General features: G+C 34.4%; 20 protein-coding genes. 7 read left to right on the top strand and 13 right to left on the bottom strand.

Annotated elements, in window-relative coordinates; all coding sequences use genetic code 11:
* The first annotated feature begins 127 nt into the window (after positions 1-127).
* Genes WBG07_RS03705 through WBG07_RS03685 form a run of 5 tightly spaced genes read left to right on the top strand, consistent with a single transcriptional unit; the run spans position 128 to position 4,919 of the window.
* Positions 128-421 (top strand): hypothetical protein, encoded by a 294-nt coding sequence (locus WBG07_RS03705; protein ID WP_340199138.1) that lies wholly within the window; start codon positions 128-130, stop codon positions 419-421.
* Positions 421-2,280 (top strand): DNA mismatch repair endonuclease MutL, encoded by a 1,860-nt coding sequence (gene mutL, locus WBG07_RS03700; RefSeq protein WP_340199137.1) that lies wholly within the window; start codon positions 421-423, stop codon positions 2,278-2,280. Before WBG07_RS03705 ends, mutL begins: the two co-directional genes overlap by 1 nt.
* Positions 2,281-3,006 (top strand): rhomboid family intramembrane serine protease, encoded by a 726-nt coding sequence (locus tag WBG07_RS03695; RefSeq protein ID WP_340199136.1) that lies wholly within the window; start codon positions 2,281-2,283, stop codon positions 3,004-3,006.
* Complete coding sequence (locus WBG07_RS03690) at positions 3,003-3,890, top strand: rhomboid family intramembrane serine protease (RefSeq protein ID WP_340199135.1); 888 nt, start codon at positions 3,003-3,005, stop codon at positions 3,888-3,890. The genes WBG07_RS03695 and WBG07_RS03690 overlap by 4 nt, the downstream gene beginning before the upstream one ends.
* Positions 3,891-3,893: 3 nt before the next feature.
* Positions 3,894-4,919 (top strand): endonuclease/exonuclease/phosphatase family protein, encoded by a 1,026-nt coding sequence (locus WBG07_RS03685; protein WP_340199134.1) that lies wholly within the window; start codon positions 3,894-3,896, stop codon positions 4,917-4,919.
* Here WBG07_RS03685 and WBG07_RS03680 read toward each other — a convergent pair.
* The 13 genes from WBG07_RS03680 to rlmH form a co-directional block, all read right to left on the bottom strand.
* Entirely contained in the window at positions 4,899-5,216 is a 318-nt protein-coding gene (locus WBG07_RS03680; protein WP_340199133.1) for a DUF6122 family protein, read from the bottom strand. The two genes, WBG07_RS03685 and WBG07_RS03680, sit on opposite strands and share 21 nt — an antisense overlap.
* A 1-nt stretch (position 5,217) precedes the next feature.
* Entirely contained in the window at positions 5,218-5,844 is a 627-nt protein-coding gene (locus WBG07_RS03675) for a WbqC family protein (protein WP_340199132.1), read from the bottom strand.
* Positions 5,844-7,397, bottom strand: a complete 1,554-nt coding sequence (lepB, locus tag WBG07_RS03670; RefSeq protein WP_340199131.1) for a signal peptidase I — start codon at positions 7,395-7,397, stop codon at positions 5,844-5,846. Before lepB ends, WBG07_RS03675 begins: the two co-directional genes overlap by 1 nt.
* 65 nt (positions 7,398-7,462) lie before the next feature.
* Positions 7,463-8,164 (bottom strand): 4-hydroxy-tetrahydrodipicolinate reductase, encoded by a 702-nt coding sequence (dapB, locus tag WBG07_RS03665; RefSeq protein WP_340199130.1) that lies wholly within the window; start codon positions 8,162-8,164, stop codon positions 7,463-7,465.
* 9 nt (positions 8,165-8,173) lie between these two features.
* Positions 8,174-8,731, bottom strand: a complete 558-nt coding sequence (locus WBG07_RS03660) for a DUF5683 domain-containing protein (protein ID WP_340199129.1) — start codon at positions 8,729-8,731, stop codon at positions 8,174-8,176.
* Positions 8,732-8,772: 41 nt separating this feature from the next.
* Entirely contained in the window at positions 8,773-9,681 is a 909-nt protein-coding gene (locus WBG07_RS03655) for a ParB/RepB/Spo0J family partition protein (protein WP_340199128.1), read from the bottom strand.
* Complete coding sequence (locus WBG07_RS03650) at positions 9,682-10,455, bottom strand: ParA family protein (RefSeq protein WP_340199127.1); 774 nt, start codon at positions 10,453-10,455, stop codon at positions 9,682-9,684. It lies immediately after the preceding gene.
* 130 nt (positions 10,456-10,585) lie between these two features.
* On the bottom strand, positions 10,586-11,470 hold the full coding sequence (locus tag WBG07_RS03645) for an SDR family oxidoreductase (RefSeq protein ID WP_340199126.1): 885 nt from the start codon (positions 11,468-11,470) through the stop codon (positions 10,586-10,588).
* Positions 11,471-11,506: 36 nt separating this feature from the next.
* Positions 11,507-13,174 (bottom strand): alpha-amylase family glycosyl hydrolase, encoded by a 1,668-nt coding sequence (locus tag WBG07_RS03640; protein WP_340199125.1) that lies wholly within the window; start codon positions 13,172-13,174, stop codon positions 11,507-11,509.
* A 93-nt stretch (positions 13,175-13,267) separates the two neighbouring features.
* A complete protein-coding gene (locus WBG07_RS03635; protein ID WP_340199124.1) occupies positions 13,268-14,041 on the bottom strand; it encodes a carboxypeptidase-like regulatory domain-containing protein in 774 nt (257 codons plus the stop codon).
* Between the two features lie 84 nt (positions 14,042-14,125).
* On the bottom strand, positions 14,126-15,910 hold the full coding sequence (locus WBG07_RS03630; protein WP_340199123.1) for a DEAD/DEAH box helicase: 1,785 nt from the start codon (positions 15,908-15,910) through the stop codon (positions 14,126-14,128).
* A 239-nt stretch (positions 15,911-16,149) separates the two neighbouring features.
* Positions 16,150-16,719 carry a non-canonical purine NTP diphosphatase gene (locus tag WBG07_RS03625; protein WP_340199122.1) on the bottom strand — a complete coding sequence of 190 codons (570 nt, stop codon included), beginning with the start codon at positions 16,717-16,719 and terminating at the stop codon, positions 16,150-16,152.
* A 207-nt stretch (positions 16,720-16,926) separates the two neighbouring features.
* On the bottom strand, positions 16,927-17,400 hold the full coding sequence (gene rlmH, locus WBG07_RS03620) for a 23S rRNA (pseudouridine(1915)-N(3))-methyltransferase RlmH (protein ID WP_340199121.1): 474 nt from the start codon (positions 17,398-17,400) through the stop codon (positions 16,927-16,929).
* A 90-nt stretch (positions 17,401-17,490) separates the two neighbouring features.
* Here rlmH and nadC point away from each other — a divergent pair, with 90 nt between their 5' ends.
* Positions 17,491-18,348, top strand: coding sequence for a carboxylating nicotinate-nucleotide diphosphorylase (gene nadC / locus WBG07_RS03615; protein ID WP_340199120.1), 858 nt, complete (start codon positions 17,491-17,493; stop codon positions 18,346-18,348).
* Between the two features lie 3 nt (positions 18,349-18,351).
* Complete coding sequence (locus WBG07_RS03610) at positions 18,352-19,272, top strand: YihY/virulence factor BrkB family protein (protein ID WP_340199119.1); 921 nt, start codon at positions 18,352-18,354, stop codon at positions 19,270-19,272.
* The last annotated feature ends 1 nt before the right edge of the window (position 19,273 follow it).

Raw genomic sequence — 19,273 nt, 5'->3', positions numbered from 1 at the left:
ATCATGAATTCTTATTCTTTCTTTTAAGAATTAAGAATAAGGATTACTAGTATTAACATTTTTTAGGAGTAAATCTCCTGCTATATCTGCTATTTTAAGTAATTTTGAAATATACATTTTTGGTATCATGAAGCTTCCAACACTTTTTAAGCAACATCGAAATAAGTCGTATAGTTATACGCCTAGGTATTATGATGAACGAAAAGAGCGTATAGAACGACTGATTAAAAGCAAAGAAGTAAAACATGATGAAGACTATTTTGAAGGATACCGAAAGAAAAGTTATCGCGAAGATTGGAAGGCTGTTAGAAATGCAAAAGCAGATAAGAATTCCCGCTTGCGCTTTTATGTGATCCTCGCCTTTTTAATTATGTTTGCTGCTGCGGCCGTGAAGTATATTAATTTTGACAAACTTTTTTAATGCCTGATATTATTGAGCTTCTGCCAGACCATGTTGCAAATCAAATTGCGGCAGGAGAAGTGGTACAAAGACCTGCCTCTGTAGTGAAAGAATTGCTTGAAAATGCAATAGATGCAAGTGCTACAGTAATAAAATTGATTGTTAAAGATGGAGGCAAAACACTTATACAAGTAGTAGATAACGGTACAGGTATGAGTGGCACAGATGCCCGCCTCAGTTTTGAAAGACATGCTACTTCCAAAATTAAGCTAGCTGAAGACCTTTTCAATTTGCATACCAAAGGTTTTAGAGGAGAAGCACTTGCTTCCATAGCTGCTATTTCACATGTAGAGATGAACACCCGCCAACCTAATGCGGAAGATTTAGGATCGCAAATAAAAATAGAAGGAAGCAAGGTAGTTTCTCAGCAACCAGTAGTTACCCCTATAGGCACCTCTCTTTTAGTTAAAAATCTTTTTTATAATATTCCGGCAAGAAGGAATTTTTTGAAATCAAATCAAGTTGAGTTAAGGCATATTATAGACGAATTGCACCGCGTTGCATTAGCGCATCCTTCCATTCATTTTCAAATGTATCATAACGGCAGTGAGATGTTTGATTTACCAATTTCAAACCTTAGACAACGAATTGTTAATGTTTTTGGTGCTAAAACAAACGAAAAATTGGTTCCTTTAAGTGAAAAAACAGAAGTAGTTAGAATTAATGGTTTTGTCTGTAAACCAGCTTTTGCCAAAAAAAGCAGAGGAGAACAATTCTTTTTTGTTAATCATAGATTTATTAGAAGTCCTTATCTGCATCATGCAGTAGTAGCAGCATTTGAAGGATTAATAAAAGAACAAACATATCCTAGCTATTATATCTTTTTGGAGGTGGATCCAGCAAGTGTTGATATCAATATTCATCCTACTAAAACGGAAATTAAGTTTGATGATGAACATACCATCTATGCAATGTTAAGATCTACCGTAAAGCATAGTTTAGGACAATTTAATATAGCACCTGTACTTGATTTTGAAAGAGATTCAAATCTAGATACGCCTTATAATTTTAAAAATAAAAGCGCATCTTTTCCTACTATAGAAGTAGATTCTTCTTTTAACCCTTTCCAAAAAGAAAATAAACCCGGTGCTAAGCAAGTATCAAATACATTTAGAAAAGAAAACATAGCTGGTTGGGAAAGCCTCTACTCGGGACTTAAAACAGATATAAACGAAGATAATAGGTTTAGTTCAATTGAGTTTGAATCAGAAGTCACTGAAAAATCTTTCTTTGATGAGACACTTCAAAAAGTTGAAAACAGTCATACAACCTATCAGTTGAGACGTAAGTACATAGTGAGTACTATCAAGTCTGGAATGGTTATTATAGATCAGCAAAGAGCACATCAAAGAGTACTTTACGAACAATATTTAAAAAACATTACTGTTAAACAAGCACTGAGTCAGCAATTACTGTTTCCTTTAAAATTACATTATTCTAAGGCAGATATAGAATTAATTACAGAACTCCAAGAGAGTCTTGAATATACTGGCTTTGCATTTGATGATTTTACGCATGATACGGTTCACATTACGGGAATTCCAATGCATGTAAATGAAAGTGAAGTAGGTATTATATTAGAACAAATGATAGCAGATTTTAAAGAAGATATTCCAGATTCAGCTTTTTCTCAAGCAGATAGACTTTCCAAAGCATTGTGCAAATCTTTAGCTATAAAAACGGGTGAACTTTTAAACGCTGCATCACAAGAAGCATTGGTGAATAATTTATTTGCATGCAAAGAACCAGATCTTTCACCTTTTAACAGACCAACCTATATAACCATTACGGTTGATGAATTAGATAAAAAATTTTTATAAATGGGAAGAATTACTGAAGTTGTAAAACATTTATTGATTATCAATATACTTTTCTTTGTTGCTACGTATTTCTATGAAGATTTCATGATGCAACAGTTTGCATTATGGTTTCCCAAGTATGAAAATTTTCAAATATGGCAGCTTCTTACACATATGTTTATGCATGGAGGTATTATGCATATCTTTTTTAATATGTATGCGCTTTGGGCTTTTGGTTCGCCTTTAGAGCAGATATGGGGGCGTAACAAATTTATATTTTTTTACATCTCTGCCGGTCTGGGGGCTGCTATCATACATACGGCTGTAAACTATTTTCATTTTGAATCTGGGTATCAGGATTTGGTGAATATGGGGCTCTCAAACGAACAGATACAACAATTTATAAAGGAATCAAGTGTAAGTGCTCCCGAGCAGTTTCACAAGATGCTTATTTCCTATTACATACCCGCCGTAGGGGCTTCGGGTGCAATTTATGGTATATTAGTAGCTTTTGGTATGATGTTTCCTAATTCAGAACTGTTTCTTATTTTTATACCTTTTCCTATCAAAGCTAAATATTTTATACCAGTAATTGTAGGTCTGGACTTATTCTCAGGAATTACGGGGTATTCTATCTTTGGATCTGGAATTGCACATTTTGCTCATGTAGGCGGAGCTCTGTTTGGTTTTATTATGATGTGGTACTGGAAAAGAAATCAGTTTAATAAAAATCGTTGGGATCAATGAGTTCAATGCAAGATATTCGTTATAAATATTCAATGCTTTCCATTGCAGAAAAGCTAATCGTTATTAACGTAGCAGTTTTTATTGTACACGGATTGACTATATTTCTTTCTGGTTTACCAGATCATTTAATTATTCAGTGGTTTCAATTACCCAAAGATTTATCTGAATTTATTATACAACCATGGTCTTTGGTAACCTATTCTTTTTTTCACGGAGGTTTTTTTCATATTCTTTTCAATATGATGGTCTTATATTTTTCTGGACGCATCTTTTTGAACTTGTTTCAGGGAAGAACATTTTTAAACGTATATTTTCTGGGTGTGATTGCAGGTGGTCTCTTCTTTTTAATAAGCTATAACCTTTTCCCTGTTTTTCAAAATACAAACACAGCACTCATTGGTGCTTCTGCTGGGGTATACGCAGTACTTATTTTTATATGTACATATCTACCTAAACAAGAAGTACGCGTATTCTTTTTTAACCTTAAATTATGGCAATTGGGTGCTTTTCTGGTAGTATTAAACCTTTTATTACTCCCTAATGGAAATGCAGGCGGGCGGTTGGCACATCTAGGAGGCGCATTACTTGGTTTTATGTATGCAAGAAAATTAGGGGAAGGAAAAGATATAGGCGCCTGGTTTGGTAACGGAATATCTGCAATTATTAACACTTATAAACCTAGGAAAAAATCTCCATTGCGTACGGTACACAAAAAACAGTCTAAATCTAGTGCCAAAACGGTCAAGAAGGTTTCAGTAGTTAAAGGAGAAAAGAACAATCACCAGCAAAAAATTGATGATATTTTAGATAAAATAAGTAAAAGCGGTTATGAAAGTTTATCTAAAGCAGAGAAAGATTACCTGTTTCAGGCAGGGAAAGACTAGAAAATGAAGAAACTTGGTTTTTTAAACAAAATAGTTTTTATACTCAACACCTGTTTTGCAACTCTGTTATTGGGTTCTTATGTGCTACCTTATTTATTTCCAAAAAGTTTCCCCTCTTTATCGGTTTTAAGTCTTACTGTTCCTGTATTGATAACTTGTAATCTGTTGTTTCTGTTATATTGGGCATTACAGTTAAAAAAACAATTCTTATTATCCTTTATAATCTTGGTGTTGGGCTATCAGCACATTACTGCGTTTTATGGAATTTCTGGAAATGACAAACCCATAAAAGCAGCTACATTTTCTGTAATGAGTTATAATGTTAGAATTTTTAATAAGTACGAATGGATTCCGAAAAAAGGTATTGACAAAAAGATCGTACGTTTTATTGAAAAAGAACAACCAGATATACTGTGTTTTCAAGAGTTTTTATATGAAAAGGAGCATTTGTTTGATTCTTATCCCTATAAATATATTCGATATAAGACCAAAAACCAACAGACTGGTCAAGCCATATTTTCTAAATACCCTATTTATAATGAAGGTTCTTTAGAATTTCCAAGCACAGGAAACAATGCCATTTTTGTAGATATAGCAAATGGAAAAGATTCACTTAGAATATATAATTTGCATTTAGAATCTTTAAGAATTAATACCCAAGAACAGGTAACAAAAGAAGAATCTGAAAAACTTTTTAAGAGCATGGGAGCTTCTTTTGGATTACAACAAGCACAAGCGGAAATTTTTAATGCACATAGAGATCAATGCGAACTCACGAAAATTGTATGTGGGGATTTTAATAATACACAGTATTCTAATATTTACAAACAGGTAAAAGGCGAGATGCAAGATACTTTTATGGAAGCTGGATCTGGTTTTGGAAGAACTTTTAATTTTAAGTATTTTCCGGTGCGGATAGATTTTATTTTGGTAGATGAAAGTATTGAAGTGAACAGACACAAAAACTATTCTGAGCAATATTCAGACCATTTTCCAATTGCTGCTTATCTAACTTTGAAGAATAAATAAACAGTCTACGCTATCGGCTATTATATGGATTATAAGAGCCAAACCTACTATTCTGGTGCGTTTTACAGTAAATAGAATTATATAGACCAGTATGGCAAGATTGGAGTGCAATAGATGAAAATTGATGCTACATCGATTTGCATCAAAAATGGGTGTTGCTAATAAATGATCTAGATCTATTAAAATTCCTAAAACTAATAGAAAAGCCGTTTTGGTAAATCTATCCCTATAAAAATAGTAAGCTACTAGAATGGGCGCTACAAAATGAATCCCATAATGTAACAAGAAGCGTAACATATTATGGAAGTTTTTGAGTCTTTAAAAAATCTAGTGCCTGTGGCCCTTCATTAAAAAGAAGGTCTAGAATGCTTAGATTTTTTAGGTATCCATATTTTTCACCAAAAACTTGTGTATAAGCAGTCAACTCAAAAGGTAAAGGTTGTTTCGCATGGATTAAATAGCGATAATCATTTAGATCTTTAGAATAATTTTTTAGATATTCTTTAGTGCGATTAAAAGAAAGATCAAACTGCATGCAGTCACAAATTAGCTGAATCGATTTTAAATTTAATTCATAAAGAGAGGTATGAACTTCTTGAAACAATGGCGAAATTTCATCTTCATAAAACTCAAAAAAAGGAGAGGTACGGTAAGCTGTTTCTAGCGTTCTCCAATGTTGCTTTTGCCAATTAAAATTATTTTCTATAAGGACATCCTTATACTTTTGTTTCGCGGTGGAGCGCGAATGCTTAATAGGAACTGTTAAAGTTTGCTTTCCGTCTGAAGCATAGATATAGAATCTATTCCTATAGGTTTGCTTCTGATAATTATCCATAGCTTCAAAGAGAAGGGTCTCTGCTTGAACAATGGCAGCAAAACTGGCAACAGACGGAAAATAAGCCGGATGCAACAGAGAAGGAGTCATTAAGCCTCTTTTCGCTTGTTACGAATAAAATTCACGAGCATCCATATTCCTACACCTATAAGGAAATACCAGAAATAAGAAACTGGTTTACCTTCGCCACCTACTGTAGTGAATAATCTGTCTAGTCTAATCCTATTGGTAATACTCTCGCCAAAAGAATCCCAACTAAACCATATAAAAACAGGTTTTCCCACCACATGATCAAAAGGAACAAAGCCCCAATAGCGGCTATCTTCCGAATTATGACGGTTGTCACCCATCATCCAGTAGTAATTTTGTTTAAAGGTATAGCGATCTGCTATTTTGCCGTTAATCTTGATTTGATCTCCATTAACTTCCAAGGTGTTTGATTCGTATTCTTCAATAATTCTACGATAGAAAGGAAGGGTTGATTTATTGATCTCTGCGGTCTTGCCTTCTTCTGGAATATAAATAGGGCCAAAGTTGTCTCTACTCCACGCATATTTTGAATAATGCGGGAAAATTTTATTATCGTAATTTCCGGCGGGAGTAATTTCTCGTTTTAGATTTACAATCTTAGGGTTGTTTTTTAATTTTTGAGCGGCTTCTTCTGTAAGTGATTGAAAATAGTAGATTTGTTTTTCATTATCAATATAACCTGATTCTCCGGGTCTCACACCAAACCTTTGGTAAAGGAAATTCGGATTCAAATTTGAACCATTAGTTTGTGCGTAGTAGCCAAATTGAGTTTTTGCACGATCTGGAAGCTTTGAGCGTTTTCCATTAATAAATACATAGCCATCTCTTAGTTCCAATGAATCTCCGGCAATCCCTACACAACGTTTAACATAGTTAGACCTTTTGTCTATAGGCTTATAGACATGAATTCTTGAAGGATCTCTAAAAAAACGTACCGTATCCGTAGGCCAATTAAAGACTACGATATCATTGCGTTTAATTTTTTGAAATCCAGGTATCCTGAAGTAGGGTAGTTGCGGTTCTTTTAGATATGATCTCAATCCGGTAAGGGGTATGGAATCATGCACCATAGGTAATGCTATTGGTGTCATAGGTGTTCTCGCCCCATAATGAAATTTACTCACAAACAGAAAATCTCCTACTAAAAGGGTTTTTTCCAAAGAAGGAGTAGGGATTACATAGGGTTGCATAAAATAGTTATGAACAATCGTTGCAGCGACCACAGCAAAAAGAACGGCACTGGTCCATGCGGTAACAGATTTCAAAATAGTTTCGTTGTCCTTGCCAATATATTTAGTAGAAGCGGAATAATTTACATAAACTAAATATAAAAGTATGGTGATATAAGCATAAAATGTATGCCTTTTTTTACGATACCCAAATACATGCAGCCATTCATAAATGAGAACTACAGATATAATATTTCCAATAACAGGAATAAACAGAAGAATCGCCCACCAGCCAGGTCGTTTAATAATTTTTAAAAGAATAACAATATTGTAAAACGGAATAAATGCTTCCCATGCTTTTCTCCCTGCTTTAATATATCCTTTCCAAAAAATAGCGCCTACTAAAAGGCCGGTAATTGCAATAACGTATAATAAAACTTCCATTTCTTTTATAATCTATATGTCAGTTAGGGTTAAATCTAACCGATTCGTTACAGTAGTTATTTGTTTTAACCAAGATTTAACACATCTTTCATACCATAAACTCCTGTCTTGCCAACAAGCCATTCTGCTGCTATTACAGCGCCTAAAGCGAAACCATCTCTATTGTATGCCGTGTGTTTTATTTCAATTTGATCTACGATACTTTCATAAAAAATACTATGAGTTCCTGGCACATCTTCTATTCTTTTAGCCACTATGGGAATTTCATTTTCCTTAGCTTCACCCAATTGCCATCCTGTAAGCTTTGTGTGCTCAATAATACCTTCTGCTAACGTTATTGCTGTACCGCTGGGCGCGTCCAATTTTTTGGTATGATGAATTTCCTCCATACCTACTTTGTATTCGTTAAAGGACTGCATCATTTGAGCTAACTGTTTATTTAACTCAAAAAATAGGTTAACTCCCAAACTAAAATTAGAGGCATAAATAAAAGCACCTTGCTTACTTGTGCAGAGTTCAACGGCTTTTTCATAATCTTTTAACCATCCAGTTGTTCCTGATACTACAGGAACCTTATTTTCAAAGCACATAGAGATATTACCAAAAGCCGCTTCTGGTAAGCTAAAATCAATGGCGACATCCGCTACATCAATGGCAAAATCCTTATCACCTTTATCAACCTTTAATACAATTTCATGACCTCTATCTATCGCGAGTCTTTCGATGGTTCTACCCATCTTTCCATATCCTAATAATGCAATTTTCATGGTATTAATTTAAAAACGATACGAAAATCTAAACCCTAAAGAGGATTTAAAATTCACATCATTTTGGTAAATAACGGGTTTAAAAGAGAGGTCTTCACTAACATTGAATTGTTGAAGATGCGCATCTACATTTGCGTCAATGATGTTCAATAGATATAGACCAACAGTTATAAGTAATGATAATTCTCTATTTCTTTGAAATACTTCTTGAGCATCTCTTAATGCCTGCTCTGAAACATCTGGGGCAGCACCTGCAACATTATCTCCATTAAGATCGTAAAATTCATCATCTGTAAAACCGGCAAGCCTTCTTTTAAAGGCATCTCTATATCTGTTGTATTCATTTGTATTGTCTATATAGAAATAAACACCAGTGCCAATAGCGGCATAGACTATTGGTATTTTCCAGTATCTCTTGTTGTAAGCCTGACCTAAGCCTGGCAAGATGGCAGAATAAAATGCTGCTTTGCTTGGAGCCAATGGATTGGGATTTGGTCTTTTAAATGAAATGCGCTCCTCTACAATTAAGGTGTCTTTACTTTTCTTCTGTGCGTTTAACGAAAACACAGAAAATAGTATAAAAAACAGAAGCAATTTCCGCGCTGCCACTATTTGAGAAGTTTTTTAATACGAATGAAGTCCTCTTTTGAATGAAAAGGAATAATCAATTTACCTTTACCGTTCTTAGCTACTTTTATATCAATTTTAGATGAAAGATAGTCTTTTATATCTCCCATACTTTCAGAGATGTAATCTGGTAAATCATGCGCTTTAGAAGTGTTTGTTGCCCCCAAAGTATTTTGTTGCTCTGGTGATTGAAAAGACCTTACAAAATTTTCAGTTTCTCTTACCGATAAACGATCTGAGATTACTTTTTCATAAATCTCAAGCTGTTTATTTCTATCTTCAATATTAATTAGAGCCCTGCCATGTCCCATGGTAACAAAACCATCTCTCATGCCAGTTTGGATAATAGGATCTAGTTTTAAAAGTCTCAGGTAATTGGCAATGGTTGATCGTTTTTTGCCTACTCTTTCACTTAATTGTTCTTGGGTAAGTTGTATTTCATCAATGAGTCTTTGATAGGATAATGAAATTTCAATAGGGTCTAAATCTTGACGTTGAATATTTTCAACCAAAGCCATCTCTAATGATTCTTGATCATTAGCAATACGAATATATGAAGGGATGGTTTCAAGTCCAACTAATTTTGAAGCTCTAAAGCGTCTTTCCCCAGAAACTAATTGATATTTGTTAAAGTCAAGTTTTCTTACTGTAATAGGCTGTATAACACCTAGTTCTCTTATAGAGGAGGCAAGTTCTTTAAGAGTTTCTTCGTTAAAGTTTGTTCTTGGTTGAAAAGGATTAACTTCAATAAAATCAATATCCAATTCTACAATGTTACCAACAACTTTATCTGCATTTTTATCTTCAACAGACTTGATGTCATTTGCAGGATCTTTCAATAATGCTGAAAGTCCTCTGCCCAATGCCTGTTTTTTTGTTGCCTTTGCCATTTATACCTTCTCCTTGTTTTTTTTGATAATTTCGTGAGCCAAATTTAAGTAATTTGAGGCACCTTTACTGGTTGCATCATAATTAATAATGGTTTCCCCAAAACTTGGAGCTTCACTTAATCTTACATTACGTTGTATAATAGTTTCAAAAACCATATCGCTAAAATGCTTTTGTACTTCTTCTACCACTTGATTAGACAATCTTAATCTGGAATCATACATAGTTAGCAATAATCCTTCAATATCTAATTCAGCATTATGTATTTTTTGTACACTTTTAATTGTATTCAATAATTTTCCGAGTCCTTCCAGTGCAAAATATTCACATTGAATAGGAATGATTACAGAATCTGCCGCCGTTAGTGCATTTAATGTTAGCAAGCCCAAGGAAGGAGCGCAGTCAATTAAAATATAATCGTATACTTTCTTTAAGTCCAAGATTGCTTTTTTCATCATGTACTCTCGACGATCTTTATCAACCAACTCAATTTCTATAGCAACTAAGTCAATATGAGAGGGAATTAAATCTACATTTGGTGAATCTGTTCTTATAATCACTTCTTTTGCACTACTGGTATGCTCTAGAAGTTGGTATGTTCCTTTCTCCACATTATCTACATCAATACCCAAACCAGAAGTGGCATTTGCTTGTGGATCGGCATCAATAAGCAGTACTTTTTTTTCAAGGACGCCTAATGAGGCAGCAAGATTTACAGTAGTGGTAGTTTTACCTACACCACCTTTTTGGTTAGCAATAGCAATAATTTTGCCCATGTGTTCTTTCAGATTTAGAGAGGTAAAAATACAATTATTTATGGGTTTTGAAAATGAATTTTGTTAACACTTCTCAAACAAAAAGAGCGACTTTACAGCGCTCTTTTCAAGATGTATTTTTTAGGAGAATCTAATCTTTATTTTTTTTGCTTCTAATCATGGCTTCCAGCATATCCCACATTTCCTCAGGTATGGCTTCCAGTAAATTGAATTGTCCAGCTCCTTTTAGCCATTCGCCTCCATCTATTACGACTACCTCTCCATTTATATAAGCAGAAAAATCAGATACCAGATATGCAGCTAGATTAGCAAGTTCTTGATGTTCTCCCACTCTTTTTAAAGGAACTTTTTTAGCCAAATCAAATTTTTCTTTTAAGTCTCCTGGTAATAATCTATCCCAAGCACCTTTCGTAGGGAATGGTCCTGGAGCAATAGCATTAAACCTAATATTGTATTTAGCCCATTCCACCGCAAGGCTACGAGTCATAGCTAGAACACCCGCCTTGGCGGTAGCAGAAGGTACTACATAAGAAGATCCTGTCCATGCATAAGTGGTTACAATATTAAGTACCACTGCATTGGTAGTTTTAGAATCTATCCAATGTTTACCAACGGCCAATGTACAGTTTTTAGTACCTTTTAAAACAATATCTATAATAGTATCAAATGCATTGGATGAGAGTCTTTCTGTAGGAGAAATAAAATTACCAGCAGCATTATTTAAAAGAATATCTACCTTGCCAAAAGAATCTAAGACACCTTGGAGCATATTTTCTACTTGATCATAATGCCTAACATCACATTGCAACGGAAGACACTTACCACCAGTTTCTTTTTCTAATTCTGAGGCGGTTTCTTTGAGTCTTTCCAGGTTTCTGGAAGTAATAGCTACTTCTGCACCTAATTCCAGAAGATAACGGGTCATAGCTTTTCCGAGTCCGCTTCCTCCTCCGGTGACAATAATAGTTTTACCTTTTAAGGCATCATCTCGAAGCATTTTTGATGTGTAATTCATATAGATATATTCTTTATTAGAATCGTATTAGATTTGTTAATTACTTTTTTCTAAAAGTACAATTTTGTAGGGTGAATCAATTAAAACTTCTCCGTTTTTGACTATAGAAAAGGAATTGCTATAGGTGTCTTTTAGTTTAGTGCCTTCCGGGAAAACGGTTGAAACATCTAATGATTTTAATCCTACAGCTAAATCTAGACCTACTACAACCATATCTTTAAAGTTATTTACTGTAAGACTTCTTTTAAATACATACGGATGTTCGCTGATCATTTGATGAGAACCCATTCCTATGGCAGGATGACGTTTTCTAAATTTGCCCAGTTTGGAGTAATGTTCAAATATTTTTTGGGTTTTGGAATCGTTTTGTAAAGCATTCCAATTCATAAAAGATCTAAGTGTAGCGTCTCCCTCGGTTCCCTCAATCATTAAAGATCTAATAGTTTCATCTCCATAATAAATTTGTGAAGCTCCCGGGCTTAGCAAAAGCATATTAGCTGCTTTAAATGAATTTTCTCTCGATTTATCAAAAGGTTCCCCATCATCATGGGAAGTTAGGTAATTCAAGATAGATTTACCTTTTAAGGTATTAGAAAGTATAGAATCATATTTTTCAAAAACGGTCTCATAGTCTTTAGCAGCATCATATTTGAAATCAAAATTAATAAGGCTTTTAAAACCATGGGCAAAAAAATCTACCTTTTTATCTCCAAAATCAAACATTCTACCTCCTGAAACACCATATCCATATACTTCACCAACCATATAGAAAGGATTGTTGTCCAGAACTTTATCAGGATTTGCTTCTTTCCATTTTTTAAAGCAATACGTCGCTTCTGTTTGTAATTCTGCCCAGACATGAGCCTCCGTATGTTTAACCGTATCTACTCTAAAACCGTCTACACCAAGTTCTGTTATATAATCTGTAAGCCATTTAATAATATAAAACCTAGGCGCTCTGGGATACCCGGTTCTCTTAAAGAATGTATTCAATTCTGAAATTTCTTTTTCAAGCCTGCCTTCTTTGGTCCATTTTTCAACTAACATGTCTGGAAGCATTACTTCTTCGTTGCTGTCTGTCCGTATATCTGGAAGGTTTGCTACCAACGTGCAGGAAGTAGTATTGGCGTAATTAGTGTATTCGCATTGCGGACCGGTTCTAACCCAGTTTTCAGGATAAACCGGATCTTTATCTGTAACAGGCCCCGTATGATTAATTACTACATCTAATAAAATCCGGATGCCTCTGGCATGTGCACTTTTCACCATCATTTTTAGTTCATCCATAGTCCCAAAGCTTGGGTCAAGTGCAGTCCAGTCTTTTGCCCAATATCCATGATAGGCATATGTATTTCCAGTACCTTCATCTACAGAACCATGAACTTGCTCTATTAAGGGAGTAAGCCAGATTGCATTTACACCCAATTCATCAAAGTATCCTTCTTCTATTTTTTGGGTTACACCTGTGATATTGCCACCCAAAAAGTTTCTCAACTTACCCGTTTCTTTATTTCGTTCTAGAATCATCTGTGGATTCGTATTTCCAATATTAAAACGATCGGTAAGTAAAAAATACACATTTGCAGCTTCCCACAAAAAAGGAGTTTGAGTATTTTCTTTAATTTCTTCTTTTGGGGTGTCTTGTTTTTTTTGGCATTGAGATAACAACATACAACTCAGGATTAGGAGATGGAATTTTCGCATCAAAAAAAGTTTAAAGAGTAAAGCTAAAAAAATAAACGAGAAAAAATAGTTAATAGGTTCGGAAAATGGTAAGTTGGTATGGCTACCGTAGGTTCAATTTTTTCTATTTAAAACTTTAAATTCCTCGTAACATTGACTTACTGCATCTAGTATTTGTAGATCGTTAGCCGAATTAATAAAATCTTTAGAGTAGTTACAACTCCTTAATATTTCTTCAATATCTTCTTTGTCTACTTGTATTAACTCCGTAAGTGTCTCTCGGTCAAACTTGGAGGCAAGCAGATTTCTAATCTCGTCGTCCTGTTTCATTTGCCTGAGTTTTTTGAGTTGTCGTGGTTTTTTGCCAAAAATTTTATACAAAGTAGTAGCTGGGTCAAAAATAGCACCAAGTACATTTGAAACACCACTTGAACTTCGTGCTTCATACCCTTTTTGCAGGCCAGAAATACTGTATCTGTATCCCTTGTTTATAGGTATGTTTTTTGCATCTATTTCTAGGTATCCGGTAAGTTTATAAGGTCTTACTACTACTTCTTCTAAGGCATATGCAAGTTCGGTGAGGCCTATTCTGGTTCCTTCAAACTTAAGAATGTCATTAGTAACTCTTATTTTGATAGATTTAAAGCCAAGAAAAGAAAAATAAAGTGTATCATTCACGGCGGCTGTTATCGTAAAAGAACCTTCATCATCTGTAATAGTTCCAATAACTTTATTGAGGTTTACTATATGCACATTAGCTAAAGAAGAATCATCTTCAGCATTAACTACTGTACCAACAACTTTTAAAGGTTCTTCAGAAGATTGTGTTTCTTGTGAATACCCTATTAGAGTAAAGAAAAGAAATAACAGTAAAAAACCTTTTTTCATACTTCAAATTAGCGCATAAAAGTAATAAACAAAAAAAGAAAAATGCGCCGGAGCGCATTTTTTATACTAAAATTAACAGCAGAATTAATACGAGCGTTTTCGTTTTTTATCTCCTGATCTATTGTTTTTCGATTTAAAAGAATCTTTCTGAAAATCATTATTTTTTTTGCGTTTACTAAAACCACCCGATCCTTCTCCAACGCGTTTTCTTCCTCCTTTTCCTTTTCGATCTCTTCCTCTTCCTCCTGCTGGCTGGCTTGACACTTCTACATTGATAAAACGGCCATCCATTTTGAAGTCCTTGAACATTTCAAGAAAAGCCGGAGTATGGCTTTCATCTGTGTTAAAGAAAGAAAAACTTTCTTTAACATCTACTTTAAATACGTCGTCCCTTCCTAGATTCATGGTCTCTTTTAAGAAATCTTTTAAGCTTCTCCAATCATATCCATCGCGTTCGCCTACATTGATGAAGTATCTGGTTTCACCATTATTTCCAGAACGATTGCCTCTAGATTCACGATCACCAGCTCTGTCATTTCCACTTAAATTTGCATTGAGATCACGGGCATTTTTGTAATAGTTAAAAAATCTGGTGAACTCTACTGAAATCATTTTTTTAATCAGTTCTTCCCGGTCTATCTCCTGCAAAACATCATTAATAGCAGGCAGATAGTTAGTAACTTCTGGATTTATCTCCGTATTTTTAATCTTGCTTGCCAGATGGTATAATTGAATTTCACAGATTTCCATTCCACTAGGAATTTGTTTCTGAATGAACTCTTTTTGTATCTTTTTCTCAATAGCTCTTATCTTACGAATTTCACTCTTGGGAAGAATAACCATGGAGATACCAGATTTTCCAGCTCTTCCAGTCCGGCCACTTCGGTGTGTATAGGTTTCTATCTCATCTGGAAGTTGGTAGTTAATTACATGCGTAATATCATCTACATCAATCCCTCGGGCAGCAACATCTGTTGCTACGAGCATTTGGATTTGATTACTCCGAAAAGATTTCATAACGAGATCTCTTTGATTCTGGCTTAAGTCGCCATGCAAAGCTGCAGCGTTATAACCATCTTCAATGAGCTTTTCTGCTACACTTTGGGTATCTCTTTTTGTTCTACAAAAGATTACTGAGAAAATATCAGGATTGGCATCTGCCAACCTTTTTAACGCCTGATAACGTTCTCTACCACTAACTAAATAATATTCATGCTGGACATTAATGGAGCCGGAGTTTTTGGTTCCAACGGTAATTTCAAGCGGCTTTTTCATGAACTTTTTGGCAATACTAGACACCTCTCTCGGCATCGTTGCAGAAAAAAGCCATGTAAGCTTCTCTTTAGGTGTGTGTGATAGAATGGAAGTGATATCTTCATAAAACCCCATGTTAAGCATTTCATCTGCTTCATCTAGTACACAGTAGTTTATCTCATTAATGTTAACCATTTTACGGTTAATCATATCTTTCATCCTACCAGGAGTAGCAACTACAATCTGGGCACCGCGTTTCACATCTCTGGCTTGTTCACTAATACTAGCGCCTCCATAAATGGCGACTACGTGTAAACCCTTGACATACTTAGAGTAATTCTTAAGCTCGTTTGTGATTTGTAGACATAATTCTCTTGTAGGGGAAAGTATTAAACCTTGTGTTTTTTTGCTTCCTGCGTCAATCTTTTGAATCATTGGAAATCCGAAAGCAGCTGTTTTACCCGTACCGGTCTGTGCAAGTGCAACCATATCGATGTCTTGCTCTAGTAGGACCGGAATAGCTTTTTCCTGCACCTCAGAAGGTGTCTCAAACCCCATGTCTTTAATGGCGTCTAATAGCTGTTCGTTCAGTCCTAATTGTTCAAATTTATTCATATACTGTTTTAAAATAAGCTGCAAAGGTACTCTTATTTAACTGATTATTAGTTGTTTTCAGGTTTTATTTAGGGCTTGACGGTGGACGCTGATTTTGAAGGGTTTGCAGGCGTTTTAAAAGACCTTAAAGTGTGTATTTAAGTTGGTAAAAAAATGTTATACTTCAATTCATTGCTTTAAAACGCTAAACCTTGAAAATTTAATTGGTAAAATGAAACATTGTTTTCTTAGGAAGAAATCTATTTTAAATAATCAATTAATTGGTGCATTGCCTTTGCCCTATGACTAATTTCGTTTTTAACGGTAAGAGGGAGTTCTGCAAAAGTTTTGTCATAACCATCTGGTAAAAAAAGAGGATCATAGCCAAAACCACCTTTCCCTCTTTGTTCTTGAAGAATAGTACCATTAATGATTCCATGAAACATTACTTTGGTGTTTTGAAGGTTCAAAGCAATAACCGTCTTAAACCGCGCCTTGCGAAGTGAAACACCATTAAGATTTTTTAATAACAATTGATTGTTAGCTTCTGTACTTTTAGCATTGCCAGCATACCTTGCAGAAAGTACTCCTGGAGCACCATTTAATGCTTTTACTTCTAATCCGGAATCATCTGCAAAACAATCATATCCGTATTTCTCGGTAACATAGTTGGCTTTAATAATAGCATTTTCTTCAATGGTTTGACCTGTTTCTTCAATTTCTTCATCGCAACCAATATCTGTTAAACTCAAAATGGTAAACGAATGAGGTAATAATGCCTTTACTTCAATAAGTTTGTTCTTATTATGGGTGGCGAAAACAAGTTCCATAGCTACTTTTAAAATTGAAGGCAAAGATATCAATTTTGAAAGTTAGGTTGCTAGTTGGGAGTTGATTTTTAATAATATAAGCAGAGGGTAACCAATCATTCCTTAATTATTTTTTGCAATTATTTTCTTTAAGTATCCTAAAGATAGAGTACCACAGAAAATGAGAAATGTTTACAGGGAAGATAATTTTAATATTTATTTCTTGAATTATTGATGATGATAAGGTTCATTTCTTAATATCGTAAATGCTCTATAAAGCTGTTCTGTAAAGAAAAGACGAATCATCTGATGAGAAAAAGTCATTTTAGATAAAGACAATTGACCATTCGCTCTTTTGTAAACAGCATCTGAAAAGCCGTAGGGGCCTCCTATTACAAATACCAGTTGTTTGATCCCTGAATTCATTTTCTTTTGTAATAGGTTTGAAAATTCTATGGAGCTATACTGTTTTCCCTTCTCATCTAATAACAATAGGAAGTCTGAACCTGTTATTTTAGAAATAATAAGCATTCCTTCTTTTTCTTTTTGTTGATTTTCAGAGAGACTTTTTGCCTTTTTTATATCAGGAATTAATACTATCTCAAAACGAATATAAAATTGAAGTCGTTTTTGATAGATATTTATCAAATTTGCCAGTGCGGAATTATCTGTTTTGCCTATGGCGATCAATTTTATTTGCATACTCCAAATGTACGAATTATGGTGTTTCAAAAACAGATGCTTTTTATTTGAAGGCTAATGCTTATTTTAGCGTAAAATACAGTAAAAGGAATGATTTCAGAAGTTCAATTTCAAAAAGAGTTACAGCTTATTATAGCAAATGCGATAAGAGAAGATATAGGAGACGGAGATCATAGTTCACTTGCTTGCATCCCTTCTGAAGCAATGGGAAAGGCAAAATTATTGGTGAAGGATACTGGTATCTTGGCAGGAGTAGCATTTGCTGAAATGGTTTTTTCTTTTGTGGATAAAGAAATGAAAATGGAGGTGTTGATTGAGGATGGTACTCCTGTAAAGCATGGTGATATTGCATTTTATATTGAAGGGCATTCACAATCTATTCTAAAAGCAGAAAGGTTGGTTTTAAATGCCATGCAACGTATGAGTGCAGTAGCTACTAAAACTAGAAAGTTTGTAAATCTGTTAGAGGGAACAAATACGCAAATATTAGATACTAGAAAAACAACTCCTGGAATTAGAGCTCTTGAAAAATGGGCGGTAAAAATAGGTGGTGGTGAAAATCATCGATTTGCATTATATGATATGATCATGCTAAAAGATAATCATATAGATTTTGCTGGAGGGATTAGCCATGCTATTACCAAAACTAAGAAGTATTTGAAAGAAAAAGGGAAGGACCTTAAAATTATTGTAGAGGCTAGAAACTTAGAAGAAGTAAAAGAAATTTTAATGAATGAAGGAGTTTATCGTATTCTAATTGATAATTTTGATTACAAAACCACAAGAAAAGCAGTAGCTTTAATTGGAAATAAATGCCTTACTGAATCTTCTGGTGGTATAAATGAACATACTATCAGGCAATATGCAGAATGTGGTGTCAATTATATTTCTTCGGGGGCACTTACTCACTCCGTATACAATATGGATCTCAGTTTAAAGGCTGTATAAGTTATGTCTGAAGAAATTGAAGCTAGACTGAAAAAAGTACCCATTGTAAAATGGGTAATTATAGGACTTAAAAAAATAAGACTCGGTGCTTTTGAAGGACTTTCGCTATACGATTTAATGGAAATGTATGTGATTGGAATTTTGAAAGGAGCGCTTACCTATAGAGCGAGTGCTATTTCCTTTAGTTTCTTTATGGCAATTTTTCCGTTCTTACTCTTTATTTTAAATCTGGTTCCCTTTGTTCCTATTGCTGAATTTCAAAATGACTTCCTTGCTTTTATTGAAGGATTACTTCCGCCTAGAACTTCTGATTTTTTTGATGCTATTTTTGAAGATATCGCAAAAAACAGACGTGGGGGTCTTCTTTCCTCTGTTTTCATTCTGTCCATCTTTTTAATGGCCAACGGAATCAATGCCATCTTTGGGGGATTTGAAACTTCTTATCATATCACAATAACGCGTAATGTAATAAGACAGTATTTCATGGCATTGGGAGTAGCTTTGATTATGTCAGTTTTGTTGCTAGTTACTGTTGTAGGGTTTATTTATTTTGAAATATACGTATTGGAGGCACTTGAGAAAGAGGGGTACTTGAGTGATCTTGAATTAGCAGTTAACATTGCTCAATATGTGTTTTTGGTTTTTATGATCTATATCTCTACAGCGTTGCTTTATTATTTTGGAACCACTACTGGAAAAGAATCTAATTTCTTCTCGCCTGGAGCTATGTTAACTACTTTTCTTATTATAGTCACCACCTTTTTATTTGGTATTTATATAGAAAATTTCTCTCAATACAATGAAATATATGGTTCTATAGGTGCGTTACTTATTATGATGCTTTATATATGGATTAACAGTAATATACTCTTACTGGGTTTTGAATTAAATGCGAGTCTTAATAGTCTTAAAAAGAAAAAATAAT

The organism is Ascidiimonas meishanensis (assembly GCF_037782385.1).
Taxonomy (GTDB): Bacteria; Bacteroidota; Bacteroidia; order Flavobacteriales; family Flavobacteriaceae; genus Ascidiimonas; species Ascidiimonas meishanensis.
The sequence above is the reverse complement of the archived record's forward strand: the minus strand, read 5'-3'. Positions and strand labels throughout refer to the sequence as shown.